The 26349-nt window shown below is 39.6% G+C and carries 23 protein-coding genes; all 23 read left to right on the forward strand.

Features of this window, described 5'->3' with window-relative positions; genetic code table 11:
* Window positions 1-15 precede the first annotated feature (15 nt).
* The gene (locus COD92_RS05475; protein WP_098528699.1) at window positions 16-810 is read left to right on the forward strand and encodes a phosphatidate cytidylyltransferase; all 795 of its coding nucleotides are present in this window, start codon (window positions 16-18) and stop codon (window positions 808-810) included.
* Window positions 811-843: 33 nt separating this feature from the next.
* Window positions 844-1986: a 1-deoxy-D-xylulose-5-phosphate reductoisomerase gene (gene dxr / locus COD92_RS05480; protein ID WP_098528697.1), complete on the forward strand. Its 1143-nt coding sequence runs from the start codon at window positions 844-846 to the stop codon at window positions 1984-1986.
* Window positions 1987-2027: 41 nt separating this feature from the next.
* Window positions 2028-3287: an RIP metalloprotease RseP gene (gene rseP, locus COD92_RS05485; RefSeq protein ID WP_098528695.1), complete on the forward strand. Its 1260-nt coding sequence runs from the start codon at window positions 2028-2030 to the stop codon at window positions 3285-3287.
* Window positions 3288-3523: 236 nt separating this feature from the next.
* Complete coding sequence (locus COD92_RS05490; RefSeq protein ID WP_098528693.1) at window positions 3524-7849, forward strand: PolC-type DNA polymerase III; 4326 nt, start codon at window positions 3524-3526, stop codon at window positions 7847-7849.
* Window positions 7850-8243: 394 nt separating this feature from the next.
* Window positions 8244-8714, forward strand: a complete 471-nt coding sequence (rimP, locus tag COD92_RS05495) for a ribosome maturation factor RimP (protein ID WP_098528691.1) — start codon at window positions 8244-8246, stop codon at window positions 8712-8714.
* Window positions 8715-8752: 38 nt separating this feature from the next.
* Window positions 8753-9877, forward strand: a complete 1125-nt coding sequence (gene nusA / locus COD92_RS05500) for a transcription termination factor NusA (protein ID WP_098528689.1) — start codon at window positions 8753-8755, stop codon at window positions 9875-9877.
* A gap of 16 nt (window positions 9878-9893) precedes the next feature.
* On the forward strand, window positions 9894-10166 hold the full coding sequence (rnpM, locus tag COD92_RS05505; protein ID WP_098528687.1) for an RNase P modulator RnpM: 273 nt from the start codon (window positions 9894-9896) through the stop codon (window positions 10164-10166).
* Window positions 10167-10174: 8 nt separating this feature from the next.
* Window positions 10175-10477 carry a YlxQ family RNA-binding protein gene (locus tag COD92_RS05510; RefSeq protein ID WP_098528685.1) on the forward strand — a complete coding sequence of 101 codons (303 nt, stop codon included), beginning with the start codon at window positions 10175-10177 and terminating at the stop codon, window positions 10475-10477.
* A gap of 20 nt (window positions 10478-10497) precedes the next feature.
* The gene (infB, locus tag COD92_RS05515; RefSeq protein WP_098528684.1) at window positions 10498-12816 is read left to right on the forward strand and encodes a translation initiation factor IF-2; all 2319 of its coding nucleotides are present in this window, start codon (window positions 10498-10500) and stop codon (window positions 12814-12816) included.
* A complete protein-coding gene (locus tag COD92_RS05520) occupies window positions 12813-13094 on the forward strand; it encodes a DUF503 domain-containing protein (RefSeq protein WP_396897319.1) in 282 nt (93 codons plus the stop codon). The genes infB and COD92_RS05520 overlap by 4 nt, the downstream gene beginning before the upstream one ends.
* A 17-nt stretch (window positions 13095-13111) precedes the next feature.
* A complete protein-coding gene (rbfA, locus tag COD92_RS05525; protein ID WP_098528683.1) occupies window positions 13112-13486 on the forward strand; it encodes a 30S ribosome-binding factor RbfA in 375 nt (124 codons plus the stop codon).
* A gap of 76 nt (window positions 13487-13562) precedes the next feature.
* Complete coding sequence (gene truB, locus COD92_RS05530; protein WP_098995910.1) at window positions 13563-14480, forward strand: tRNA pseudouridine(55) synthase TruB; 918 nt, start codon at window positions 13563-13565, stop codon at window positions 14478-14480.
* A gap of 33 nt (window positions 14481-14513) precedes the next feature.
* Window positions 14514-15467 (forward strand): bifunctional riboflavin kinase/FAD synthetase, encoded by a 954-nt coding sequence (gene ribF, locus COD92_RS05535; protein ID WP_098528681.1) that lies wholly within the window; start codon window positions 14514-14516, stop codon window positions 15465-15467.
* Window positions 15468-15638: 171 nt separating this feature from the next.
* Window positions 15639-15908: a 30S ribosomal protein S15 gene (gene rpsO, locus COD92_RS05540; RefSeq protein ID WP_024026799.1), complete on the forward strand. Its 270-nt coding sequence runs from the start codon at window positions 15639-15641 to the stop codon at window positions 15906-15908.
* 219 nt (window positions 15909-16127) lie between these two features.
* Window positions 16128-18245, forward strand: a complete 2118-nt coding sequence (pnp, locus tag COD92_RS05545; RefSeq protein ID WP_098528680.1) for a polyribonucleotide nucleotidyltransferase — start codon at window positions 16128-16130, stop codon at window positions 18243-18245.
* A 149-nt stretch (window positions 18246-18394) separates the two neighbouring features.
* Complete coding sequence (locus tag COD92_RS05550) at window positions 18395-19342, forward strand: polysaccharide deacetylase family protein (protein ID WP_098528679.1); 948 nt, start codon at window positions 18395-18397, stop codon at window positions 19340-19342.
* 239 nt (window positions 19343-19581) lie between these two features.
* Complete coding sequence (locus COD92_RS05555) at window positions 19582-20820, forward strand: M16 family metallopeptidase (protein WP_098528678.1); 1239 nt, start codon at window positions 19582-19584, stop codon at window positions 20818-20820.
* A gap of 108 nt (window positions 20821-20928) precedes the next feature.
* Window positions 20929-21177, forward strand: a complete 249-nt coding sequence (locus COD92_RS05560) for a YlmC/YmxH family sporulation protein (RefSeq protein ID WP_098528677.1) — start codon at window positions 20929-20931, stop codon at window positions 21175-21177.
* 156 nt (window positions 21178-21333) lie between these two features.
* The gene (gene dpaA, locus COD92_RS05565) at window positions 21334-22236 is read left to right on the forward strand and encodes a dipicolinic acid synthetase subunit A (RefSeq protein ID WP_098528676.1); all 903 of its coding nucleotides are present in this window, start codon (window positions 21334-21336) and stop codon (window positions 22234-22236) included.
* Window positions 22233-22832, forward strand: a complete 600-nt coding sequence (gene dpaB, locus COD92_RS05570) for a dipicolinate synthase subunit B (protein ID WP_098528675.1) — start codon at window positions 22233-22235, stop codon at window positions 22830-22832. Before dpaA ends, dpaB begins: the two co-directional genes overlap by 4 nt.
* Before the next feature lie 149 nt (window positions 22833-22981).
* On the forward strand, window positions 22982-24031 hold the full coding sequence (gene asd, locus COD92_RS05575) for an aspartate-semialdehyde dehydrogenase (protein ID WP_098528674.1): 1050 nt from the start codon (window positions 22982-22984) through the stop codon (window positions 24029-24031).
* A gap of 32 nt (window positions 24032-24063) precedes the next feature.
* Window positions 24064-25299 (forward strand): aspartate kinase, encoded by a 1236-nt coding sequence (gene dapG, locus COD92_RS05580; RefSeq protein WP_098528673.1) that lies wholly within the window; start codon window positions 24064-24066, stop codon window positions 25297-25299.
* 83 nt (window positions 25300-25382) lie between these two features.
* Complete coding sequence (dapA, locus tag COD92_RS05585) at window positions 25383-26255, forward strand: 4-hydroxy-tetrahydrodipicolinate synthase (protein WP_098995911.1); 873 nt, start codon at window positions 25383-25385, stop codon at window positions 26253-26255.
* Window positions 26256-26349: the final 94 nt, after the last annotated feature.

Below are 26349 nucleotides of genomic sequence, written 5' to 3' on the forward strand. Positions count from 1 at the left end.
GTGTTGAACTAGTAGATGAAGCAAAGAATTATTACAGCAGTCATAGCAGCAGCATTATTTTTACCAATTGTATTTTATGGGGGCCTTCCTTTTGTTCTGTTAACGTACATTCTTGCTACAATAGGGTTATTTGAGCTTTTAAAAATGAAAAACATAAGTATCTTTTCTGTACACGGACTAATATCGCTTTTATTTCTTTGGGTGATTATTTTTCCTAAGCAATATCATCATGTTATCTCGAGTTTTTACTATTCGAAAATAGAGATCGCGATTATTTTTATTTTGTTGTTATTAGCCTATACGGTTGTCACAAAAAATCGTTTTACCTTTGAAGATGTCTCTTTTTCAATTCTTTCGGCGATTTATGTGGGTATTGGATTTTACTTTTTTATTGAAACCCGTGAGGCAGGACTTGTTTATGTTTTCTATTCCCTATTTATTATTTGGGCAACAGACTCCGGGGCATATTTTGTCGGCAAAGCGATGGGAAAGAACAAACTCTGGCCCGAAATTAGTCCCAATAAAACAGTAGAAGGTTCATTAGGCGGTGTCGTTAGTGCTGTGATCGTGGGAGTATTATTTTCCCTATTTTCCCCGTCCATCCCAGTCAGTCTAGTCACGTTAATGGGAATAACCGTTGTTCTTTCCGTTTTTGGACAAATTGGCGACCTGGTCCAATCAGCTTTTAAACGCCATTTTAATGTAAAGGATTCAGGTAACATTCTGCCAGGACATGGCGGGATTCTGGACCGGTTTGATAGCTTATTATTTGTATTGCCATTATTAAACCTTTTCCATCTTTGGACATAATGGCTGTGCTCTATTTTTAGGAGTTGAACACTTTTGAAAACAATTAGTTTATTAGGTGCTACGGGTTCAGTCGGGATTCAAACGATTGATATTATCCGTGAGCATCCTGCTGAATTTCAACTTGCTGCATTTTCAGTTGGAAAAAATATTGAATTAGCTCGTAAATTGATTATTGAATTTAAACCGCAGCTTGTCTCTGTACAGGAATCTAGTGATTGTACATTATTAAAAGCAGAGTTCCCGAAAACTAAGTTTACTTTTGGCAATGAAGGATTAATTGAGGTTGCTGTTTTTGAAAAATCAGATATCCTTGTTAATGCTGTCCTTGGCAGTGTAGGGCTGCATCCCACCTTACAAGCAATTGAATGCGGGAAGGTAATTGCCATAGCGAATAAAGAGACGTTAGTGACTGCAGGTCATTTAGTAATAGAAGCGGCTAAAAGAAATAATGTACCGCTCCTCCCTGTTGACAGCGAACATTCGGCCATTTTCCAAGCGTTGCAAGGAGAAATGGATAAAAATATTGAAAGATTAATATTAACGGCTTCTGGTGGCAGTTTCCGTGATCGAACCCGAGCGGAACTGAAGGATGTCACCGTAGAACAGGCTTTACACCATCCAAACTGGTCTATGGGTGCGAAAATTACGATTGATTCAGCGACAATGATGAATAAAGGATTAGAGGTTATTGAAGCTCACTGGTTGTTTGGCGTTCCATTTGAAAAAATAGACGTACTGCTCCACAAGGAAAGTATTATTCATTCCATGGTAGAGTTTCATGACTCCAGCATTATTGCCCAATTAGGAACACCAGATATGAGGGTGCCTATCCAATATGCTCTTACATATCCAGACCGGCTTCCTCTTAATTCAGCTAAAAAGTTGAATTTAGCGAGCGTTGGTAAGCTGCATTTTCAGGAAATGGATTTACAACGTTTCCGCTGCCTAGATTTTGCCTATCATGCGGGGAATAAAGGTGGAACAATGCCAACAGTGTTAAATGCTGCCAATGAAGCAGCAGTGGCTGCATTTTTAAAAGGCAAAATTCGTTTCTTGCAAATAGAGGAATTAATTGAGCAAGCATTAAGTAAACATCGAGTCATCGATAATCCAAGTCTAGCTATGATAGAAGAAGTTGACAAAGAGGCTCGACAATTTGTACACTCACTACTATAGGAAAGATACTTCCCTATCCTCTATAAAAGGTGGTTTTAGCATTGAGCACAGTTATTGCCTTCATTGTAATTTTTGGCGCACTGGTCTTCTTTCATGAATTAGGTCATTTTGTTTTCGCGAAAAGAGCAGGTATTCTCTGCCGTGAATTTGCGATTGGGATGGGACCAAAGGTGTTTACTCATAAAAAAGGAGAAACTACCTATACCATTCGTCTTTTGCCGATCGGAGGCTTTGTCCGAATGGCCGGTGAAGATCCAGAAATGGTCGAAATTAAGCCTGGTTACCGAATTGGTCTTATGTTTGATAAGCAAGAAAAGGTAAATAAAATTATTTTAAATAATAAAGAGAAATATCCTAAAGCAAGGATTGTAGAAGTCGAGTTTGCTGATATTGAAAAGGAATTAATCATAAAAGGATACCCTGAAGACGAAAACGAAAGCTTACAGACATTCTCCATTGATTCAAAAGCAGTTATCGTTGAAAATGGTATTGAATCACAAATTGCTCCAATCGACCGTCAATTTGGATCCAAAACTTTACCACAAAGATTTATGGCCATCTTCGCAGGTCCGATGATGAACTTTGTTTTAGCATTTGTAGTGTTTATTATTATTGCTTTATTACAAGGTGTGCCATCAAATGATCCTAAATTGGGTGTGATTACTCCCGATGGAGCGGCTAAATCGGCGGGTCTCCAAAAAGGGGATATTGTACAAAGTATAAATGGTTCAGAAATATCAAGTTGGACAGACGTAGTCGAAATTATTCGGAAAAATCCGAATCAAAAACTTGATTTCTCCATCGTTCGTAATGGTAAAGAGAAAGAAATCGAAGTAACCCCACTCGAAAAGACCGTGGATGGCGACAAAATGGGAATTATTGGTGTTTATAGCCCAGTCGAAAAATCACCAGTTCAAGCTGTGAAATCAGGATTTACGGAAACCTATTTCTGGACCAAGCAAATATTTGTGATGCTTGGTAAGTTGGTTACAGGACAATTTTCAATTGATGCCCTATCAGGTCCTGTTGGAATTTATAAATCCACAGATGAGGTCGCAAAATCAGGAATATATTATCTAATGAAGTGGGCTGGCATATTAAGCATTAACTTGGGGATTATGAACTTATTACCAATTCCTGCTCTTGACGGTGGAAGATTAATGTTCTTTGCAGTTGAAGCTGTAAGAGGGAAACCAATTGACAGACAAAAGGAAGGGATGGTCCATTTTATCGGTTTTGCTCTCCTTATGCTGCTCATGCTCGTGGTTACCTGGAATGATATCCAACGATTCTTCCTTTAAATTTTATCAAGGTGTCACTTAAATAGGGATCGCTAATGCGGTCCTTATTTTTTGTGGGATAAGTATTAACACTGGACTTTCCAGAATGGTCCAGCTGAGTCTCCTGGATAAGGCGCTTCAGCTTTCCTTTTTTGGATGAAGTTTTCTGTCGAAATAAGCCGAATCATAGGTTATCATATGGTATAATTTAATTTTGATATAGATAAATAATAGTTTTTATAGATGGGAGAGAGACGATGAGCGAACATGCCTTAGGCAATAAAGAGCGATTCAAACTCTTGCTCCAGCAGCTGCAATTGCTAGAAGATGCTGTAGTAGTACATTTCCAAAATGCACAAATTGAAAGGCTTCTTGTTGAAAAGAATGAGAGGAAGTGGCACTTTCAATTTTTATTTGAAAAAATACTTCCATTTAATGTGTATCTCAAGTTTACAACACAGCTTGAACGAACATTTTCCAACATCGCAGCCATTTCCTATAATATCCAAGTAACTAATCAAACCGTTACACCTGATTTATTATTAGAATACTGGAATTATTGTATTCAGCAAATTGACGGTATTGCTCCACCGCTTGTAAAACTTCTAAATGAACAAATCCCTGAAGTAAGCGGGAATAAGCTAACTGTTGCAGTTAGAAATGAAGCAGAAGGACTCGCCTTAAAGCGGAAATATGGTCCTGTAATTGGAAATATTTATCAGGGGTTTGGCTTTCCTTTGTTGGCGATTGATACCGAATTAAAAAGTGAAGAAAAAAATGATGAATATCAGCAATTCTTACTAGCTAAGCAGAAAGAAGATCAAGAACGAGCCCATATGGCCGTAGTAGAGATGCAAAAGAAAGAAGCTGATAAGGGTCAAGCTGGAGGAGAGGCCCCTTCAGGTCCGCTTTCTATTGGGTTAACCATCAAGGATGATAGCGAGCTTCGCAGCTTGATTGATATCGTTGATGAGGAAAGACGAGTTGTAGTCCAAGGGTATATCTTTGATGCTGAAATAAGAGAGCTTCGAAGCGGACGTTCCCTATTAACTTTTAAAATTACAGATTATACAAGTTCGATCATAGTAAAAATGTTTTCTCGTGATAAAGAAGATGCTGCCCTATTCCAGCTGGTTAAAAAAGGTTTATGGGTAAAGGTTCGGGGAAGCGTCCAAAACGATACCTTTGTCCGTGATCTAGTGATGATTTGTAATGATATCAATGAAATAAAACCTGCTGGACGAAAAGATACTGCACCTGAGGATGAAAAACGAGTTGAACTGCATCTTCATACACCAATGAGTCAAATGGATGCCGTTACTCCAGTAAGTGCGCTGATTGCACAAGCAAAAAAGTGGGGGCATAAAGCGATTGCTGTTACAGACCATGCTGTTGCCCAGTCATTCCCTGAAGCCTATGGCGCAGGTAAGAAAAATGATATCAAAATCCTTTACGGTGTTGAGGTTAACCTTGTTGATGACGGGGTGCCGATTGCCTATAATGATGCCCATCGCCTGCTTTCGGAAGATACATTTGTTGTATTTGACGTCGAGACAACAGGGCTTTCAGCGGTATATGATACCATCATTGAGCTAGCAGCTGTAAAAGTTAAGGATGGGGAGATTATCGACCGGTTCGAATCATTTGCAAACCCGCATCATCGACTTTCGGCAACAACCATTAATCTGACTGGAATTACAGATGATATGGTTCAAAACGCCCCAGATGTTGGAGAAGTAATCCAAAGATTCCACGACTGGGTCGGAGATGCCGTCCTTGTTGCCCATAATGCCTCCTTTGATATGGGTTTTTTAAATGTTGGCTATAAAAATATCGGCTTAGATAAGGCAAAAAATCCTGTTATTGACACATTAGAATTGGGCCGATTTTTATATCCTGAAATGAAAAATCATCGTTTAAATACACTGACCAAAAAGTTTGATATTGAATTAACCCAGCACCACCGGGCCATTTATGATGCAGAAGCAACTGGCTATCTGCTCTTGAAAATGCTAAAGGATGCTCTTGAAAAAGGAATTGAGTATCATGATGAGTTCAACGATAACATGGGGAAAGGTAATGCTTACCAACGGGCCCGCCCTTATCACTGCACCCTTTTAGCTCAGACAGAAGCAGGCTTAAAAAACCTCTTCAAACTAATTTCCATTTCCCATATTGAGTACTTTTATAGAGTACCAAGGCTTCCAAGATCGGTTTTGCAAAAATATCGTGAGGGAATTTTAGTAGGGTCTGGTTGTAATAAAGGTGAAGTGTTTGAAGGGATGATGCAAAAATCTCCTGATGAAGTTGAAGCACATGCCGGCTTTTATGACTATCTTGAAGTAATGCCAAAAGAAGTCAATGCACCGCTGATCGAAATGGAATTGGTGCGTGATGAGAAAGCAATGGAAGACATTATTAGTAAAATTGTGGCCCTTGGTGATAAGTTGGGTATTCCAGTCGTCGCGACAGGAAATGTCCATTACCTAAATGAGAATGATAAAATTTATCGAAAAATATTAGTTAACTCTCAAGGCGGGGCAAACCCATTGAACAGGCACGAACTGCCGGATGTTCACTTTAGAACGACAAACGAAATGCTCGATGCCTTCTCATTTTTAGGGGCAGAAAAAGCTAAAGAAATTGTTGTCACCAATACGAATAAAGTTGCAGATATGATTGATGTCATTAAGCCGATTAAAGATGATCTGTATACACCTCGTATTGAAGGTGCAGATGAAGAAATGCGTGAGATGAGTTACTCAATGGCACGCAGTATTTATGGAGATCCGCTTCCAGAAATAGTGGAAGCAAGGCTGGAAAAAGAATTAAAAAGTATTATCGGACATGGATTTGCCGTTATTTATTTGATTTCACATAAACTAGTTAAAAAATCACTTGATGATGGTTATCTCGTTGGTTCGCGTGGATCCGTCGGTTCATCTTTAGTTGCTACCATGACAGAGATTACGGAAGTAAATCCACTGCCGCCGCACTATGTATGTCCAAGCTGTAAACATTCCGAGTTCTTTAATGACGGCTCGGTTGGTTCCGGCTTTGACTTACCTGATAAAGACTGTCCAAATTGCGGGAGCAAATACCGCAAAGACGGTCATGATATTCCTTTCGAAACATTCCTTGGTTTTAAAGGTGACAAAGTACCCGATATCGATTTGAACTTTTCCGGAGAATATCAGCCCCGTGCACACAACTATACAAAGGTACTATTCGGTGAAGAGTACGTATATCGTGCGGGAACTATTGGTACGGTTGCAGATAAAACGGCATTTGGTTATGTAAAAGCCTATCAGCAGGATAATAACATGCAAATCCGTGGAGCTGAGATTGAACGGCTGGCTTCAGGCTGCACGGGTGTAAAAAGGACAACAGGTCAGCATCCAGGTGGTATTATTGTTATTCCAGACTATATGGATGTCTATGACTTTACACCCATTCAATTTCCGGCCGATGACCGAAATTCTGAGTGGAAAACAACCCATTTTGATTTCCATTCCATTCATGATAACGTCTTAAAGCTTGATATACTTGGACACGACGATCCAACCGTTATCCGGATGCTTCAGGATCTGAGCGGTATCGATCCGAAGACGATTCCGACCGATGACCCAGAAGTCATGAAAATTTTTAGCAGCACCGAATCTTTAGGCGTAACAGAGCAGCAAATCATGTGTAAAACCGGTACATTAGGTATTCCAGAATTTGGTACACGGTTTGTTCGGCAAATGCTTGAAGATACGAAGCCGACGACCTTTTCGGAACTCGTTCAGATTTCCGGCTTATCGCATGGAACAGACGTATGGCTCGGAAATGCGCAGGAATTAATTCATAATCAAATTTGTAACTTAAGTGAAGTAATTGGTTGTCGTGATGATATCATGGTGTATTTGATTTATCAGGGGCTTGAACCATCGTTTGCCTTTAAGATTATGGAGTCTGTTCGTAAAGGTAAAGGGTTATCTGAAGAGATGGAAGCAGAGATGCGCAAGAATGAGGTACCGGAATGGTACATTGATTCCTGCAAAAAAATAAAGTATATGTTTCCTAAAGCTCACGCCGCCGCCTATGTATTAATGGCTGTTAGGATTGCTTATTTTAAGGTTCATCTCCCACTTCTTTATTATGCTGCCTACTTTACAGTCCGTGCGGAGGACTTTGATATTGAAGCAATGTCACGAGGTTCTGAAGCGATTCGGGCTAAACTTGGGGAAATTAATGCCAAAGGACTTGAGGCATCAAATAAAGAGAAAAACTTATTAACCGTCCTAGAACTTGCTCTTGAAATGACGGAAAGAGGTTACAGCTTCCAAAACTATGATTTATATAAATCAGATGCTTCAGAATTTATTATTGAAGGAAATACGTTAATTCCTCCATTCAATTCCATACCTGGATTAGGAACAAATGCCGCTTATAATATTGTTAAGGCGAGGGAAGATGGAGAATTCCTATCAAAAGAAGATTTACAGCAGCGCGGTAAAGTATCCAAGACCATCCTTGAATATTTAGACAAACAAGGTTGTCTTGCGGCACTTCCTGAACAAAACCAGCTTTCGTTGTTCTAGCAGAGTCCAGATTACATCCAGCCCTTGAGCAAGGCGCTTCCGCTATTGGTTGCATCCAGCTGCAGCGCCTAGGGGCTCGGGGTCATAAGCCAATCCGCCGAGAAGGTCAAAGAGCAACCTTCCCGTCGGCTCGTCTTATGCCGGTCGCCCCTGAGCAAGGCGCTTCCGCTATTGGGGTTTGCATATAAACTACGGTTATGGTATAGTTTTATTGGAAATACTAAGAAATACTCTCGAGTTCAAGAGTGGGGAAACCCACTCTTTCGTTATGTAACCAAGCTGCTTTAAATGCATCTTGGTTTTGTTTACTATTTGTTTTTTTAGCGTTACTTGATAAAACTTTCCGTGAACTACATAGAATTTGGGTGAAATAATAAAGAAAAGGAGGTAAAGCATGAGCAAAGTGACGGAAGTTGTTGAAGAGCTGGCTGCACCAATTTTTCAAGATCTTGGATTAGAATTAGTGGAAATTGAGTATGTGAAAGAAGGGAAAAGCTGGTTTCTTCGCGTATATATCGATAAAGACAGCGGTGTTGATATTGAGGATTGTGGCTTGGTGAGCGAACGGCTGAGTGAGAAACTCGATGAATTGGATCCCATTCCACATAACTATTTTCTAGAGGTATCATCCCCTGGTGCAGAGAGGCCATTAAAGAAGGCAAAAGACTTTGAAAAAGCTATTGGTAAAAATGTTTTTATCAAGACCTATGAACCCATCGATGGGGAAAATAAGTTCGAGGGTAAATTAGTTGGCTTTGATGGAGATCAGGTTACCGTTGAGGTTAAGATTAAAACTCGTAAAAAATCGATTGAAATTCCATTTGAAAAAGTTGCAAGTGCACGACTCGCAGTTACTTTTTCGTAAAATAGAAAATTTAATAAGGATTAGGGGGATACAAGCAAATGAGCAGCGAATTATTAGATGCTCTTACAATACTGGAAAGAGAGAAAGGGATTTCCAGGGATATATTAATTGACGCCATTGAAGCAGCTCTAATTTCAGCATATCGCCGAAATTTCAATCAGGCTCAAAATGTCCGCATCGATTTAAATTTAGGAACTGGTTCTATGCGTGTTTTTGCACGTAAAGAGGTAGTTGATCAAGTTTTTGATCCACGTCTGGAAATATCGCTAGAAGATGCCCAGCGAATCAACCCAAATTATCAAGTTGAAGATGTTGTCGAAATGGAAGTTACGCCAAAGGATTTCGGCAGGATTGCGGCCCAAACCGCAAAACAAGTGGTTACACAGCGTGTAAGAGAAGCGGAACGAGGAATTATTTATTCTGAATTTATCGACCGTGAAGAAGATATCATGACTGGGATTGTCCAAAGACTGGACTCTAAATTTATTTATGTCAGCCTCGGTAAAATTGAAGCATTACTCCCGGCAAATGAACAAATGCCAAATGAACGTTATAAGCCGCATGATCGTATCAAGGTATTTATTACAAAGGTTGAAAAAACAACAAAAGGTCCACAAATCTTTGTATCTCGTACACACCCAGGATTATTAAAACGATTATTCGAAATTGAAGTACCGGAAATTTATGATGGTACAGTGGAGATTAAATCAGTCGCTCGTGAAGCAGGCGACCGCTCCAAGATTTCTGTGCATTCCGATAACCAAGAAGTTGACCCTGTTGGATCATGCGTTGGTCCAAAAGGAACCCGCGTTCAGGCTGTAGTGAACGAATTGAAGGGTGAAAAAATTGATATTGTAAAGTGGTCCGATGACCCAGTTGTGTTTGTGGCCAATTCACTTAGCCCATCTAAGGTGCTTGATGTTATGGTGAAGGAAGCGGATAAAGCAACAACGGTTGTTGTACCGGACTATCAGCTTTCATTGGCCATTGGTAAACGGGGACAAAATGCCCGTCTTGCAGCAAAATTAACTGGCTGGAAAATTGATATCAAATCTGAAACAGAAGCACGTGAGCTAGGAATTTATCCACGTGAAGAAACAATCAGACTATTTGACGATCAGGTCGATACTGATATGGATTTTGAAGAAGAGTTAGATGACTAGGTGAGGTGGATGGCGAATGAACACTAAGAAAAAAGTTCCTATGCGCAAATGTGTAGCAACCGGTGAAATGAAACCGAAAAAAGAACTCGTTCGCATCGTTCGTTCAAAAGAAGGGGAAGTATCAATCGATTTGACTGGAAAGAAATCGGGCAGAGGTGCATACCTTTCAAAGAACAAAGAAGCTGTACTTTTGGCCAAGAAAAAAAACACCTTATCTAACCATTTAGAAGTATCAATAAATGATTCCATCTATGAAGAACTACTTGAGTTAATAGAGAAGGAGAACTGACTATCCAAATGAAGGACAATCAATGGATGTCATTGCTTGGCTTAGCCAATCGAGCGCGTAGAATCATATCAGGTGAGGAGCTTGCCGTAAAGGAAATTCGAAACAATAAGGCAAAACTCGTTTTATTAGCCGCAGATGCATCTGCAAATACAACTAAAAAAATTACAGATAAATGTAATTCTTATCATGTGCCTTTAAGAATGGTGGACGATCGTTATCTTCTTGGTCAGGCAATTGGCAAAGAAGCCCGCGTTGTTGTAGCTGTTATGGATGATGGATTTGCAAAGAAATTGGTAACGTTGCTCGATTAAATCTAGCGGGGGTGAAACAAATGAGTAAAGTCCGTGTTTATGAATACGCAAAAAAACACAATATTTCAAGTAAAGAAATAATTAATAAATTAAAAGAAATGAATATCGAGGTATCTAATCATATGGCAACAATAGAAGATGCAGATGTAAAAAAATTGGATGCCACGTTTAACAGACAGGCAGCCGGTTCTACTTCACAGCCCAAACAAAATAACAATGGGCAGCAAAATCGTACCAATTCCCGTCCAGCGGGGGCGCAAAATCGTCAAAATCAAAGACCTGCTCAAGGTGGTCAAAAACCTCAAGTACAGGCGAAATCACCTAAAGCATTTGAGGAAGCTGCTGATAATAATACAGCTCCTAGCAAGGTAAAAGTTGTCTCACCACCAAAAAAGGTGGAAGGCAAAAAGCAAAATCAAGAATCTCAATCAAAAGAAAATAAAGTGTTTAATAATGCTGATAAAGCTAAGGCTAGACCTTATAACAATAACCAAAATCGTAATCATAACAATAACAATAATAAAAAGAAGAAGGCTCACACGCCTGTTCAACAATCTCAGCCTGTAAAGAAAAAAGAAAAAGAGCTTCCAGCTAAGATTACCTTTAGTGAATCTTTAACTGTTGGAGAATTAGCGAAAAAGATTTATCGCGAACCATCAGAAATCATTAAAAAGCTCTTTTTACTTGGTGTTATGGCTACCATCAATCAGGTGCTTGATAAAGATGCAATTGAATTAATTGCGGGTGAATATGGTGTTGAAGTAGAAGAAGAAATCAAAATCGATACCACTGATCTTGAAGTGTATTTTACAGAAGATGCTCCAGAAGAATTAGTGGAAAGACCTTCAGTTGTAACGATTATGGGACACGTTGACCATGGTAAAACAACCTTACTTGATTCTATTCGGAATACAAAAGTGACCGAAGGCGAAGCAGGAGGGATTACTCAGCATATTGGAGCATACCAAGTTGTTGAAAATGGTAAGAAGATTACCTTCCTAGATACTCCTGGTCACGCTGCCTTTACGACCATGCGTGCCCGCGGTGCTAAAATTACCGACATCACAATTTTAGTTGTTGCAGCCGATGATGGCGTTATGCCACAAACGATTGAAGCGATTAACCATGCAAAAGCTGCAGAAGTGCCAATTATTGTCGCTGTTAATAAAATGGATAAAGAAGCAGCCAATGCTGATCGTGTTATGCAGGAATTAACTGAACATGGATTAGTATCAGAAGCCTGGGGTGGGGATACTATTTTTGTACCACTATCCGCAAAAACAGGTGAAGGTATCGATAACTTGCTTGAAATGATTCTCCTCGTTAGTGAGGTAGAAGAATATAAAGCAAATCCTAACCGTAATGCGGTTGGAACAGTTATCGAAGCTCAATTAGATAAAGGACGCGGTTCTGTTGCAACATTATTAGTGCAAAATGGCACACTAAAAATAGGTGACCCAATCGTTGTTGGAAATACCTATGGCCGTGTCCGTGCGATGGTTAATGATAAAGGCCGACGTGTGAAAGAAGCTGGCCCATCTACTCCTGTTGAAATCACAGGCTTGAATGATGTACCGCAAGCAGGTGATCGTTTCGTCGTATTTGAGGACGAAAAAACAGCTCGTCAAATCGGAGAAGCACGTGCCCAAGTAGCACTAGTTGCCCATCGCGGTGAAAAATCAATTGTCAGCTTGGATAATCTATTTGAGCAGTTAAAGCAAGGTGAAATGAAGGATTTAAACATTATCTTAAAAGCTGATGTTCAAGGTTCCGCTGAAGCGGTGGCTGCTTCCTTACAAAAAATTGATGTAGAAGGCGTTAATATTAAAATCATTCATAATGGTGTTGGTGCTATTAATGAATCCGATATTACCCTTGCCGCAGCTTCAAATGCTATCGTTATTGGTTTTAACGTTCGTCCAGATGTGAACGCCAAACGTGCAGCTGAAGCTGAAAAAGTCGATGTCCGTCTGCACCGGATTATTTATAAAGTAATTGAAGAAATTGAAGCAGCAATGAAAGGAATGCTTGACCCTGAATTCAAAGAAAAAATTATTGGGCAGGCAGAAGTACGTCAAACCTTTAAGGTATCAAAAGTTGGTACTATTGCTGGTTCATATGTAACCGAAGGTAAAATTACTCGTGATAGTGGAATCCGCCTTATTCGTAATGGTGTTGTGATCTTTGAAGGGCAAATCGATGCTTTGAAACGATTTAAAGACGATGCTAAAGAGGTTGCACAAGGTTACGAATGTGGAATCACGATTAAGAACTTTAATGATGTTAAAGAAGAAGATATCATTGAGGCATATGTAATGGAAGAAGTCGAGCGTAAATGATTGTCGGCGTAGCCGAGTGTGAATGCATGATTTATGATGCCCATTCTTTAAAAGATAAACGGGCAGTGCTGCAACGAATCATTACCCGCTTAAAACAGAGATTTAATGTTTCCGTTGCAGAGGTGGATTTTCAAGATGTCTGGCAAAGAACCAAAATTGCCATAGCAGTCGTTACCTCCAATCGGTCAGCCACGGAGCAGGAGTTGCAAAAAGCGTTAAAACTAATCGACTCATTTCCAGAAATAGAAAGAACGATCACCGAGATAGAATGGCTTTAAGTTAAGAGGTGAATGCAATGAGCCACAGAGCAAATCGTGTTGGAGAACAAATGAAAAAAGAACTAAGTGACATTATCGGACGGAAAATTAAAGACCCGCGGATCGGTTTTGTGACTGTAACAGATGTTCAAGTTTCTGGAGATCTTCAACAAGCTAAAGTATTTATATCCGTTTTAGGGGATGAAGAGCAAAAGGAGAATACATTAAAAGGCCTAGCTAAAGCAAAAGGGTTTATTCGAACCGAAATAGGTCACCGTATCCGCCTGCGAAAAACACCTGAAATCATTTTTGAATGGGATGAATCAATCGATTACGGAAATCGAATTGAGACCCTGCTTCATCAATTGCATACGGACGATGATAAACCGTATGAAAAGCATGAGGAAGAATAGAGGATAGACTTATGTCTATCCCTTTTTTTAATGTAAAAAATAATAGTTCAACACGATTAATGAAAGGAGCAGCGAAATGGAAGGGATTTTACCATTATATAAGCCTGCAGGACTAACTTCACACGATTGTGTTTTTAGACTGAGGAAAATATTAAAAACTAAAAAGGTGGGTCATACAGGCACACTTGACCCAGACGTCACTGGCGTCCTTCCAATCTGTATTGGTAAAGCCACAAAGGTAGCGGAATACATAACAGATGCAGGAAAAGCCTACCTAGGGGAAGTCACAATCGGATTCTCAACAGCTACCGAAGATGCCTCAGGTGAAGTAGTTGAACGTAAAGCTGTTAATCGCGTGATCGCAAGGAACGAAATTCTGCAGGTGTTACAAACCTTGACAGGGGATATTGAACAAACTCCTCCAATGTATTCTGCCGTGAAGGTGGGAGGTGTTCGTCTATATGAATATGCCCGAAAAGGGATTGAAGTGGAACGGCCAACCAGGGTGGTATCGATTTACTCCATTGATTTACTTGATGAAAGGGAGCAATTTGAAGGAGAAACGATTTCATTTCGTTTTAAGGTTACCTGCAGCAAAGGAACCTATATCCGTACCTTGGCTGTTATGATTGGGGAGATACTTGGTTATCCTGCCCATATGTCGTATTTACAAAGGATTCAATCAGCTAGTTTTTCTTTGGAGGATTGCTTAACTTTTGAAGATATTGAAAGGCATATGGAAGAGGGGACGATTTCAAATGTTTTAAGACCGCTAGAAACTGCACTTTCTCATTTGCCGAAATTTCGTATTAATGATAAAGTAGCAGAGAAAGTGAAAAATGGTGCACTGTTAGAAACACCAGAGTATTTAAAAATAATTAACGGACCAATAATCGCTGAAACGGATGATGGAACGGCTCTCGCTATTTATGCTAGGCACCCGAACAAGCCGAATCTCCTCAAACCCGTTAAGGTATTACGTAACGAGATTTAATAAAAAGGTACGGAATAGAAAAGGTGAGTTTCATTGGAAGTAATACGGCTTAGTTACCCAATTAATGTTGGAAATACAGAGTTCCCTCCTTTAGCAATGGCTCTTGGTTATTTTGACGGGGTCCACTGCGGTCATCAACAAGTAATACTGGAGGCAAAAAGGAAGGCGGACGAAAAAGATTTATCTAGTGCAGTTATGACATTTGACCCGCACCCATCTGTTGTGTTAGGGAAGAACACACAGCATGTTCACTATATTACTCCATTATCGGAAAAAGTGAAGATAATTGAAGAATTAGGGATTAATTATTTATTTATTATCGAGTTTACCCCAGAATTTGCCTATCTTTTGCCACAAGAATTTATTGATCAATATATTATTGGATTAAATGTAAAACACGTTGTGGCCGGATTTGATTTTACCTATGGCCGGATGGGGAAAGGAACAATGGAAACCCTGCCATTTCACTCACGAGATCAATTTAGTTATACGGTTGTTCCGAAGTTTGTGCAAGGGGATGAAAAGGTAAGTTCCACAAGAATCCGCCGCTTGCTTAATGCAGGTGAGACCATAGAACTTCCCGTGCTGCTTGGACGCTTCTATACTACATCGGGTATTGTTGTCCACGGGGATAAACGGGGGCGAACCATCGGTTTTCCGACAGCAAATGTCGATTTATTCGATGATTATATTATCCCGCCAACTGGTGTTTATGCTGTTAGATTAAAGGTTGATAATAGATGGTTTGACGGAGTCTGTAATGTTGGCTATAAGCCTACCTTTAATAAAGAATCACTAAAAGTTTCTGTAGAGGTTCACTTGTTTGATTTTCATGAGGACATTTATGGCAGCGAGGTCGTCATTGAATGGCATCTTTACCTTCGTAAAGAGCAAAAATTTGCTGGCATTGTTGAACTTGTTGCTCAGATTGAAAAAGATAAGCAAAACGCACTCTTTTACTTTGAGAAGAATCGACAATCTTCCTAAACTTGCTGCTATAAAGAAGCATTTCTTACAATATGTTCAGGTTTTAACTTGCAATTTGCCGTAAAACCATGTATTCTTAAATACGTATTAAAACAAACCTTTACTTGGCAAGTCGAGTCTCCGACGCTTGCTCGGTAACAGGGGATATGAAAATTTTAGGAGGTGAACCGGATGGCAATCACTCAAGAACGTAAAAACGAACTTATCAATGAGTACAAAACTCATGAAAGCGACACTGGATCTGCTGAAGTTCAAATCGCTGTCCTTACAGAATCAATCAATAATTTGAACGAGCACTTACGTACACACAAGAAAGATCACCACTCACGTCGCGGTCTTTTGAAAATGGTAGGTAAACGTCGTAATCTTTTAACTTTCTTACGTAATAAAGATGTTCAACGTTACCGTGTGTTAATTAATAAGCTTGGTCTACGTCGTTAGTCACAGAAGCGGGATTTTTCCCGCTTTTTTGTTAGCAAAAAAACATTTTTTTATACATAATTTTAAGTCTAAGCTTTTCTGTGCATACTATTAATAATTTGGTTTAAACAATAAGCTATAAAGGCTTTTTTTATATGAGTGAGAATTAGTTGGTGATTAACCGAGAGGGCTTTCTTTCGTATCATCCTTCTAAGGATTTAGTTAGAGAGGGGTAATTATATGGAACAAATAAAACATGAATATTCTATGGATTGGGCCGGCCGGAAATTAACGGTTGAGATTGGCCAATTAGCGAAACAAGCAAACGGTGCAGTTTTAGTCCGTTATGGAGATACAGCTGTTTTAAGTACAGCTACTGCATCAAAAGAACCAAAAAACCTCGATTTTTTTCCATTAACCGTTAACTACGAAGAACGTCTATATGCGGTTGGTAAAATTCCTGGCGGCTTTATTAAACGTGAAGGACGACCTAGTGAAAAGGCTATTTTAGCCAGCCGTTTGATTGACCGTCCGATTCGTCCACTTTTTGCTGATGGTTTCCGAAATGATGTACAAGTTATCAGCATTGTCATGAGTGTGGACCAAGATTGTTCAACAGAAATGGCTGCGATGTTTGGTTCTTCGTTGGCACTGAGTACGTCTGATATCCCATTTGAGGGACCAATTGCTGGTGTAGTGGTTGGACGGGTAAATAATGAGTTTGTTATTAATCCAACCGTTGAACAGGCGGAAAAAAGTGATATCCACTTAACTGTTGCTGGGACAAAGGATGCCATTAACATGGTAGAAGCTGGGGCTTTGGAAGTACCGGAAGAAACCATGCTTGAAGCTATCATGTTCGGTCATGATGAGATCAAACGTTTAATTGAGTTTCAAGAAAAAATTGTTGCGGAAATTGGGAAAGAAAAAAGAGAAGTTAACTTATATGAAATCGACAAAGAACTCGAAGCTGAGGTTAGAGGAATTTGCGAATCTGACATGGTAAAGGCTATTCAGGTTCAAGAAAAACATGCCCGTGAGGATGCTATTAAAGAGGTTAAAAACCAAGTTATTGCAAGATACGAGGAACAAGAAGCTAAAGAGGATGATTTGAAGCAGGTTAAACAAATCTTGGACAAGATTGTAAAAGGTGAGGTCCGCCGTTTAATCACGGTTGAAAAGGTTCGCCCAGATGGCCGTCAAATTGATGAAATTCGTCCATTGTCATCGCAGGTAGGCATTTTGCCTCGTACACATGGTTCAGGCTTATTTACTCGCGGACAGACTCAAGCTTTAAGCATATGTACACTTGGGGCGATGGGAGATGTCCAAATCCTTGATGGTTTAGGAATTGAAGAAGAAAAACGCTTTATGCATCACTATAACTTCCCTTCCTTTAGTGTAGGGGAAACAGGCCCAATTCGTGGTCCAGGCCGTCGTGAAATTGGACATGGTGCACTTGGTGAACGTGCCCTAGAACCAGTTATTCCATCTGAAAAAGATTTCCCGTATACAATTCGCCTTGTTTCTGAGGTTCTTGAATCCAATGGTTCCACATCCCAAGCTAGTATTTGTGCAAGTACATTAGCTATGATGGATGCAGGTGTTCCAATTAAAGCCCCTGTTGCGGGTATTGCGATGGGACTTGTTAAATCAGGTGAACATTATACGGTTTTATCTGATATTCAAGGTATGGAAGATCACCTTGGCGACATGGATTTTAAAGTTGCTGGAACAGCTAAAGGGGTAACGGCTCTTCAAATGGATATTAAGATTGAAGGTCTTTCCCGTGAGATTTTAGAGGAAGCCCTGCAGCAAGCGAAAGTGGGAAGAATGCATATTTTAGATTCCATGCTTGCTACAATTACAGAACCAAGAACAGAGCTTTCTCAATTTGCACCAAAAATCTTAACGATGACCATTAATCCGGACAAAATTCGTGATGTTATTGGACCTAGTGGTAAACAAATCAATAAGATTATTGAAGAAACTGGTGTTAAGATTGATATCGAGCAGGATGGTACTGTCTTTATTGCCTCAACTAATCAAGAAATGAACCAAAAGGCGAAGAAAATCATTGAAGATATTGTTCGTGAAGTTCAAGTAGGCGAATTGTATCTTGGTAAGGTAAAGCGGATTGAAAAGTTTGGCGCCTTTGTTGAAATCTTCGCTGGAAAAGACGGACTTGTCCACATTTCAGAACTTGCTGAAGAGCGAGTAGGAAAAGTAGAAGATGTCTTAAAAATTGGCGATGAAATTTTAGTGAAGGTTACGGAAATTGATAAGCAAGGCCGGGTAAACCTGTCACGTAAAGCAGTCTTAAAAGAACAGCGTGAAAAGGCAGAAGAGAAACAGTAATATTGAAGTGAATTTTATTACGGAAAAAAGTCAGGGGATTCCCTGACTTTTTCTATGCAAAACTGTTTGGAAAGTTTTTGAACCACCGTTGTTCTAGTGTTCTACCTTGTCCCTCTTAGACATAATCTTTAAGGAAGGGGGAATGGTAGATGAAGAATGCTGGTATAATAATTGTAATTTGTTTTGCTGCTTGGTTTTCCGTCAACAATCCCATTGTTGAAAACTATATAGCATCGTTAACAGAATCTGCACTTCCGGTGATGAAGCAAACAGATCCTCTGTATCAAAAAATAGTCAAAAATGCACATACATATGAAGTTCCGCCTTCCGATGCAAAGATTGATTCTGTTTGGAAGGCCATTCCGGGATATAATGGGATTAAAGTTGATATAGCTGAGTCCTATAAAAAGATGAAGAAAAAGGGCGAATTTGATGAGCAAAAGCTTGTGTTCGTCCAAACAAAACCACAAGTACATCTTGAAAATCTGCCGCCCACGCCAATTTATAAGGGCCATCCGGATAAACCGATGGTTTCCTTCATAATAAATGTAGCTTGGGGAAATGAATATTTATCCGATATCCTTGCAACATTAAAAAAGCATAACGTGTCTGCAACCTTTTTCCTTGAAGGGAACTGGACAAAGAAGAACCCGGAACTGGCCAAAATGATTGTTAGTGCTGGTCATGAGGTAGGAAATCATTCCTATTCTCATCCAGATATGAGCAAGCTGACGGCCGCAAAAACAAGAGAACAAATGATCAAAACTAATGAAATTATTGAAGCCGCCACAGGCGAAAAATGTGTATGGTTTGCACCGCCAAGTGGGAGCTACCGTGATGAAACGGTCAAAATTGCGGATGAATTAAACATGAAAACGGTGATGTGGACGGTTGACACAGTTGATTGGCGTAAGCCATCTCCTGAGGTTTTAATTAATCGTGTTATTTCTAAAATAGACAAAGGCTCAATGGTTCTCATGCACCCAACTGAATCCACAGCTAAATCTTTAGACCGGTTAATTACGTTAATTGAAAAAAAGAATTTGCAGATTGGGACGGTTAGTGAATTAATGGATGAGGAAAGAATAATAAAATAATGAGGGCAACCTATCTCAGAAATTTGGAGAATATACATGTAAGAAAGTATAATAAATAATTGGAGTAGTAGCGTCTGCAATTTAATCCTACTAAACAAAAGCAAGAATACAACAGCTTTTTAAAACTTAGAGGAAAATATTCTATAGGCGGGGGGCAGCTGCCTGTATAAGTCCGATTAGTTGACAGTGGGGCATCCACTTGCTGTTTGAAGTTTCGCTGTATAGACAGGAGGAAGTCAATGATTAATAAGTATACTTGCCAAAATGGAGTAAGAATTGTTCTAGAAAATATCCCTACCGTTCGATCAGTTGCGATAGGTGTATGGATTGGAACGGGTTCTAGGAATGAGGATCCTAAGACAAATGGAATTTCCCATTTCCTTGAGCATATGTTTTTCAAAGGGACAACTACAAGATCAGCAAAGGAAATTGCTGAATCCTTTGATAGTATTGGCGGTCAAGTGAATGCTTTTACATCAAAAGAGTATACTTGCTACTATGCAAAAGTACTTGATACACATTCTAAGTTTGCTTTAGATGTGTTAGCCGACATGTTCTTTAACTCTACCTTTGTCGAAGAGGAATTAAACAAGGAACGAAATGTGGTATTGGAAGAAATCAAAATGTATGAGGATACACCAGATGATATTGTCCATGATTTGTTAAGCAGGGCAGTATTTGAAGATCATCCGCTTGGATATCCGATTCTTGGAACAGAAGATACTTTAAATACATTTACAGGTGATTCATTAAAGGAATATATACATCAACGGTATACACCTGAAAATGTGGTCATTTCAATTGCAGGAAATATATCCGAGAGTTTTATTAAAGAAGTAGAAAATTATTTTGGTTCTTATCAGGGTAATTCAAAAGAAGCCCCTGAAAACATCCCTGTTTTTCATTCAAATCGAATTTCCAGAAAGAAAGAAACAGAACAAGCTCACCTTTGTATCGGTTTTGAGGGTTTGAAAGTGGGCCATGAGGATGTTTATAGTTTAATTACCCTGAACAATATTTTAGGCGGCAGCATGAGCTCCAGATTATTTCAAGAAGTACGTGAACAAAGAGGCTTGGCCTATTCCGTTTTCTCGTATCATTCAGCCTACTTAGATAGCGGAATTTTGACAGTCTACGGAGGAACCGGGGCAAAACAGCTGGATCTTTTATTTGAAACCATACAAGAAACATTAGATAAATTAAAACAAGATGGAATTACCGAGAAGGAACTGACAAACAGTAAAGAACAATTAAAAGGCAGTTTGATGTTGAGTTTAGAGAGTACCAATAGCCGGATGAGCCGTAATGGGAAAAATGAGCTTCTTTTAAAACGCCATCGTTCACTTGATGAAATTATCGAGCAGATCGATGCTGTTTCGAAAAGCAGTGTCGATGAAATGGGTAGAGCTCTATTTAATGACAAATATTCTGTAACCCTAATTAGTCCGAGTGGTGAATTCCCAAATAAAATGTCATAAACGAAAGAGGTATTCCCTTTATTGAGAATACCTCTTCTTTATTATTCTAAAATTTGTCCCCCCCTTATAAACTAATAGAAAAGAGTGTAATAAGGGGGTAGGTTGGCAATGAGGTTAAGTGAATTAAGCGGGAAAGAAATTGTCGATGTTAAAAAGGCTGAGCGTCTTGGTGTATTAGGACAAACGGATTTAGACATAAATGAATACACAGGACAGATTCAGGCACTGCTGATTCCTTCACTAAAATGGTTTGGTTTTCGAAAACAAGGTGAGGAAATTAGGGTTCCATGGCAGCACATAAAAAAAATCGGTTCCGATATGATCATTATTGATGTCCCCGAACATAAAGGTGATTAGGAAAAAAGCCTAGGCAAAATTACACTTGCTTGGGCTTTTTTTATTTCCTGTCATGGAAAACTCACCTAATCAAGCAATCCTACATAATATGTTGAAGTGATAACAGTAAATGGAATTACAAGTTGGATTTATAAAAAAAAGAAGGTGAAAGTTTTCATGCTGACAGGGATGCAGATAGCCGTAATAGGCGGTGATGCCAGACAGCTGGAAATCATCCGTAGGTTAACCGAATTAGACGCGAGATTATCGCTTATTGGCTTTGAACAGCTGGATCACGCTTTTACCGGTGCGGTCAAAGAAAAGCTCGATGAAGTTGATTTTTCCAATATGGATGCCATCATTTTGCCTGTGCCTGGAACAAATTTAGAAGGCCAGGTAGAAACCATCTTTTCAAACGAAAAGGTCATCTTAACAAGTGATATCTTAAGCAAAACCCCTGAACATTGTTCAATTTATTCAGGTATCACGAACTCTTATTTAAATGGGATAACAGAAGAGGCAAAACGAACCCTGATTCAATTATTTGAAAGGGATGATGTTGCCATTTATAATTCGATCCCAACCGTCGAAGGAACGATTATGATGGCCATTCAACATACAGACTTTACCATTCATGGTTCCAATGTAACGGTACTAGGTTTAGGAAGGGTCGGTATGAGTGTAGCGAGAACCTTTGCCGCACTTGGAGCAAAGGTAAAAGTTGGGGCAAGAAAAAGTGAGCACTTGGCAAGGATTACGGAAATGGCTATAACTCCCTTTCACTTAAGTAATTTGGTTAATGAAGTTAAAGATACCGATATTTTAATTAATACAGCGCCACATCTAATTGTAACAGCCATGGTTATTTCAAAACTGCCTGCCCATACCCTTATCATAGACCTGGCTTCAAAGCCTGGCGGGACTGATTTCAGATATGCAGAGAAAAGGGGTATAAAAGCACTGCTGGCTCCCGGATTACCAGGAATAGTAGCGCCAAAATCAGCAGGCCAAATTCTAGCCAATGTCCTAGCCCAACTGCTTCAGGAAGATTTAAGAAAGCGAAAGGGGAAAGTGAAATGAGTTTAAGAGGTAAAAGAATTGGCTTTGGTCTAACGGGCTCACATTGTACGTATGATGCTGTATTCCCGGAAATAGAAAAACTTGTTCAAGCCGGTGCAGAGGTAATGCCAGTTGTAACCTTTACCGTTCAAAATACAGATACCCGTTTTGGCAAGGGAGAAGATTGGATTCAAAGAATTGAAGACTTGACTGGAAATAAGGTGATTGACTCTATTGTTAAAGCAGAGCCGTTAGGTCCCAAAATCCCTCTAGACTGCATGGTCATTGCTCCTTTAACAGGTGTTTCGATGAGTAAGTTTGCGAATGCAATGAATGATAGCCCAGTATTAATGGCTGCTAAGGCAACGTTAAGGAATTTAAAGCCTGTCGTACTTGGAATTTCAACCAATGATGCCTTAGGTTTAAATGGAGTCAATCTAATGAGGCTGATGGCAACCAAAAATATTTACTTTATTCCATATGGTCAAGACGATCCAGTGAAAAAGCCAAATTCAATGGTTGCCAGAATGACGATGCTAACGCAAACAGTAGAAGCTGCTCTTGAAGGAAATCAACTCCAGCCTGTTTTGGTGGAGCGATATAAGGATTCCGACTAATTTTCCCCCACTTTCGCTAAAAAAGGTTATTTCTTAATAAGAATATGTTAAAATAAATTAATCTTTCATCAGGGGGGTCAACCCCTTCTGATGTGAATTTAAGAATAACCACTAATGTTACAGTGAAGGATTGAAAGGGGAACTAGAAAATGAGTCAGCAAAAAGGTTTTCACGTTGCAGTGGTAGGAGCAACAGGAGCAGTTGGACAACAAATGATCCAAACATTGTTAAAAGAGAACTTTCCAATTAGCAAACTCACTCTGCTATCATCAGCCCGTTCGGCTGGGAAAGTAGTAGATGTAAATGGTCAGGAAATTACGATTCAAGAAGCTACGCCTGAAAGCTTTGAAGGAGTCCAAATCGCGTTATTTAGTGCCGGAGGCGATGTGTCTAAGGAACTCGCTCCAGAGGCTGTTAAGCGTGGTGCAATCGTCGTGGACAACACTAGCGCATTCAGGATGGATGCTGATAAGCCATTAGTTGTACCGGAAGTAAATGAAGCAGATTTACATGAGCACAATGGCATCATTGCCAATCCAAACTGTTCTACGATTCAAATGGTTGTAGCACTAGAACCCATCCGTCAAAAATTCGGCTTGAAAAAGATCATTGTATCTACTTATCAAGCAGTTTCCGGTGCAGGTGCCACTGCTGTTGAAGAATTAATGGACCAAACAAAATCTATTTTAGCAGGCGAAACAGTTGAGCCTAAAATTTTACCAGTAAAAGCTGACAAAAATCATTATCAAATTGCTTTTAATGCAATCCCGCAAATTGATAAATTTCAAGAAAACGGCTATACCTATGAAGAAATGAAAATGATTAATGAAACCAAAAAAATCATGCATTTACCGGACTTACAAGTTTCTGCAACTTGTGTAAGATTGCCTGTTGCTGTGGGACATTCAGAATCTGTTTATTTTGAAGTGGAAACCGAAGGCGTCAGTGCACAAGAAATCAAGGCATTATTAAAGGATGCTCCTGGAGTTGTATTACAGGATGATCCAGAAAATCAAGTCTATCCTATGCCTGCAAATTGCGTAGGAAAGAATGATGTGTTTGTAGGACGTATTAGAAAAGATATCGATGAAGACCGTGGCTTCCATATGTGGGTTGTTTCAGATAACTTACTTAAAGGAGCAGCTTGGAACTCCGTTCAAATTGCTGAAAGGTTAGTAGAACTAGGTCTAGTTAAATAAGGATACATCATAAAGGCAGGGTTTGGTGTCACATGAAAATTATTGTTCAAAAATTTGGCGGGACATCTGTGAAAGATGAAGAGAGCAGAAAGCATGCCTTAGGCCATATTGAAAAAGCATTAAGTGAAGGCTATAAAGTGGTTGTAGTGGTTTCTGCTATGGGCAGAAAAGGAGACCCTTATGCAACAGATACGTTATTATCATTAATCGGCGGTAATCTTAGCAAAATTTCCAAACGGGAACATGATCTCCTTCTATCCTGTGGAGAGGCTATTTCGAGCATTGTCTTTACAAATATGCTATTAGAGAGCGGAATCAACGCTGCAGCTTTAACAGGGGCACAGGCAGGCTTCCGTACCAATAATGACCATACAAATGCAAAAATTATCGAAATGAAATGTGACAGGATTCTAAGGGAATTAGAAACGAATGATGTTGTCGTTGTGGCAGGGTTTCAAGGGGCTGCGAAAAATGGCGATGTGACCACGATTGGACGCGGTGGAAGTGATACATCGGCAGCCGCATTAGGTGCGGCCTTGAATGCTGAATGGATTGATATTTTTACAGACGTAGAGGGTATCATGACTGCCGACCCACGTATTGCTGAAAATGCTCGGCCGCTTTCTGTTGTGACCTATACAGAGGTATGTAACCTTGCTTATCAAGGTGCAAAGGTAATTCATCCAAGAGCCGTGGAGATTGCGATGCAGGCAAAAGTTCCGATTCGAATTCGTTCTACTTATTCTGATTCACTTGGGACATTAGTTACGTCAATCAATAAAGACAATCGGGGCAGTGATATTAAAGAACGAACTGTCACAGGTATTGCACATGTGTCAAATATTACACAAATTAAGGTCTTTGCAAAAAAGGATCAATATAACCTGCAGGCAGAAGTTTTTAAAGCAATGGCAAATGAAAAAATCAGTGTTGATTTTATCAATATTTCTCCTAACGGTGTTGTTTATACCGTAACAGATGAAATGACTGATCGAGCTATACAGGTTTTAGAAGAATTAGGGCATGAACCGGTTGTTGAGCGCCATTGTGCAAAGGTTTCAGTTGTAGGTGCAGGAATTGCAGGAGTACCAGGGGTTACCTTTAAAATCGTAACAGCCTTATCAAATCATGGAATTCGTATTTTACAATCAGCAGACAGTCATACAACTATTTGGGTACTGGTTAAGCAGGAGGACTTAGTTAAATCCGTTAATTCCTTGCACGATGCCTTTCAATTAGAGGAAGAAACAGTCGAATATGATCTCTAAGGCTTTAGAGAAGAAACAACGTTTTTAATGGAATGATGCGTTTGCAGCGGATAGGTTCCGATTGTATTGAAAGGAGTACTAAAATGGTTCATTTCGGGCGAGTGTCAACAGCAATGGTAACCCCTTTTGATAAAAAAGGGCATATTGACTTTGGAAAAACCACTCAATTGGTTAATTATTTAATTGATAATGGCACAGATTCCCTTGTAATTGCAGGAACGACGGGAGAGTCTCCTACGCTTTCCAAAGAAGAAAAGCTGGCTCTATTTGATCATGTTGTAAAGGTTGTAAAAAAACGAGTTCCAGTAATTGCTGGTACGGGAAGTAATAATACCTACGCCTCGATTGAATTAACCAAAAGGGCTGAGGAGCTTGGTGTAGATGCTATTATGGCGGTAGGCCCTTATTATAATAAGCCAAACCAAGAAGGTTTGTACCAGCATTTTAAGGCAATTGCAGAAGCCACAACTCTTCCAATGATGGTTTATAATATACCGGGCAGATCATCGGTTACAATCCAGCCGCAGACGGTGGTCCGGCTTTCGAAAATTCCTAATATAGTCGCGGTTAAGGAAGCAAGTGGAGACTTAAATGCGATGACACATATCATTGCCAATACGGCAGACGATTTTGTGCTCTATAGTGGAGATGACAGTTTAACCATCCCGGTTTTATCGATTGGCGGTGCTGGGGTTATTTCAGTGGCATCACATGTTATCGGAAATGAGTTAAAAGAAATGGTGAATGCATTTTTTGATGGAGAGCATGTGAAAGCTGCAAAATTACATCAACATTTGCTTCCACTTATGCAAGGGCTTTTTGCAGCTCCAAGTCCTGCTCCTGTTAAAACTGCATTACAAGTCAAAGGGTTGGATGTGGGGCCAGTAAGACTTCCGATTGTTGGTTTAACCGAACAAGAACGGACTTCACTCATATCTCTCCTTAAAAGTATATAATTGTCCAAGAGCTAATCGAATGTTCTTTTCGGTTGGCTCTTTTTGTTTAAAACCTGCCTTGTTACACTAAAAAAAGGATTATTGGTTGTAAAGG

The sequence above is a fragment of the Bacillus sp. AFS037270 genome (assembly GCF_002585305.1).

Excerpts from the sequence above, each read along its gene's own strand:
- COD92_RS05475 (WP_098528699.1), top strand. The coding sequence starts at position 16 with ATGAAGCAAAGAATTATTACAGCAGTCATAGCAGCAGCATTATTTTTA.
- COD92_RS05490 (WP_098528693.1), top strand. The coding sequence starts at position 3,524 with ATGAGCGAACATGCCTTAGGCAATAAAGAGCGATTCAAACTCTTGCTC.
- rimP (WP_098528691.1), top strand. The coding sequence starts at position 8,244 with ATGAGCAAAGTGACGGAAGTTGTTGAAGAGCTGGCTGCACCAATTTTT.
- nusA (WP_098528689.1), top strand. The coding sequence starts at position 8,753 with ATGAGCAGCGAATTATTAGATGCTCTTACAATACTGGAAAGAGAGAAA.
- rnpM (WP_098528687.1), top strand. The coding sequence starts at position 9,894 with ATGAACACTAAGAAAAAAGTTCCTATGCGCAAATGTGTAGCAACCGGT.
- COD92_RS05510 (WP_098528685.1), top strand. The coding sequence starts at position 10,175 with ATGAAGGACAATCAATGGATGTCATTGCTTGGCTTAGCCAATCGAGCG.
- infB (WP_098528684.1), top strand. The coding sequence starts at position 10,498 with ATGAGTAAAGTCCGTGTTTATGAATACGCAAAAAAACACAATATTTCA.
- COD92_RS05520 (WP_396897319.1), top strand. The coding sequence starts at position 12,813 with ATGATTGTCGGCGTAGCCGAGTGTGAATGCATGATTTATGATGCCCAT.
- rbfA (WP_098528683.1), top strand. The coding sequence starts at position 13,112 with ATGAGCCACAGAGCAAATCGTGTTGGAGAACAAATGAAAAAAGAACTA.
- truB (WP_098995910.1), top strand. The coding sequence starts at position 13,563 with ATGGAAGGGATTTTACCATTATATAAGCCTGCAGGACTAACTTCACAC.
- rpsO (WP_024026799.1), top strand. The coding sequence starts at position 15,639 with ATGGCAATCACTCAAGAACGTAAAAACGAACTTATCAATGAGTACAAA.
- pnp (WP_098528680.1), top strand. The coding sequence starts at position 16,128 with ATGGAACAAATAAAACATGAATATTCTATGGATTGGGCCGGCCGGAAA.
- COD92_RS05550 (WP_098528679.1), top strand. The coding sequence starts at position 18,395 with ATGAAGAATGCTGGTATAATAATTGTAATTTGTTTTGCTGCTTGGTTT.
- COD92_RS05555 (WP_098528678.1), top strand. The coding sequence starts at position 19,582 with ATGATTAATAAGTATACTTGCCAAAATGGAGTAAGAATTGTTCTAGAA.
- COD92_RS05560 (WP_098528677.1), top strand. The coding sequence starts at position 20,929 with ATGAGGTTAAGTGAATTAAGCGGGAAAGAAATTGTCGATGTTAAAAAG.
- dpaA (WP_098528676.1), top strand. The coding sequence starts at position 21,334 with ATGCTGACAGGGATGCAGATAGCCGTAATAGGCGGTGATGCCAGACAG.
- dpaB (WP_098528675.1), top strand. The coding sequence starts at position 22,233 with ATGAGTTTAAGAGGTAAAAGAATTGGCTTTGGTCTAACGGGCTCACAT.
- asd (WP_098528674.1), top strand. The coding sequence starts at position 22,982 with ATGAGTCAGCAAAAAGGTTTTCACGTTGCAGTGGTAGGAGCAACAGGA.
- dapG (WP_098528673.1), top strand. The coding sequence starts at position 24,064 with ATGAAAATTATTGTTCAAAAATTTGGCGGGACATCTGTGAAAGATGAA.
- dapA (WP_098995911.1), top strand. The coding sequence starts at position 25,383 with ATGGTTCATTTCGGGCGAGTGTCAACAGCAATGGTAACCCCTTTTGAT.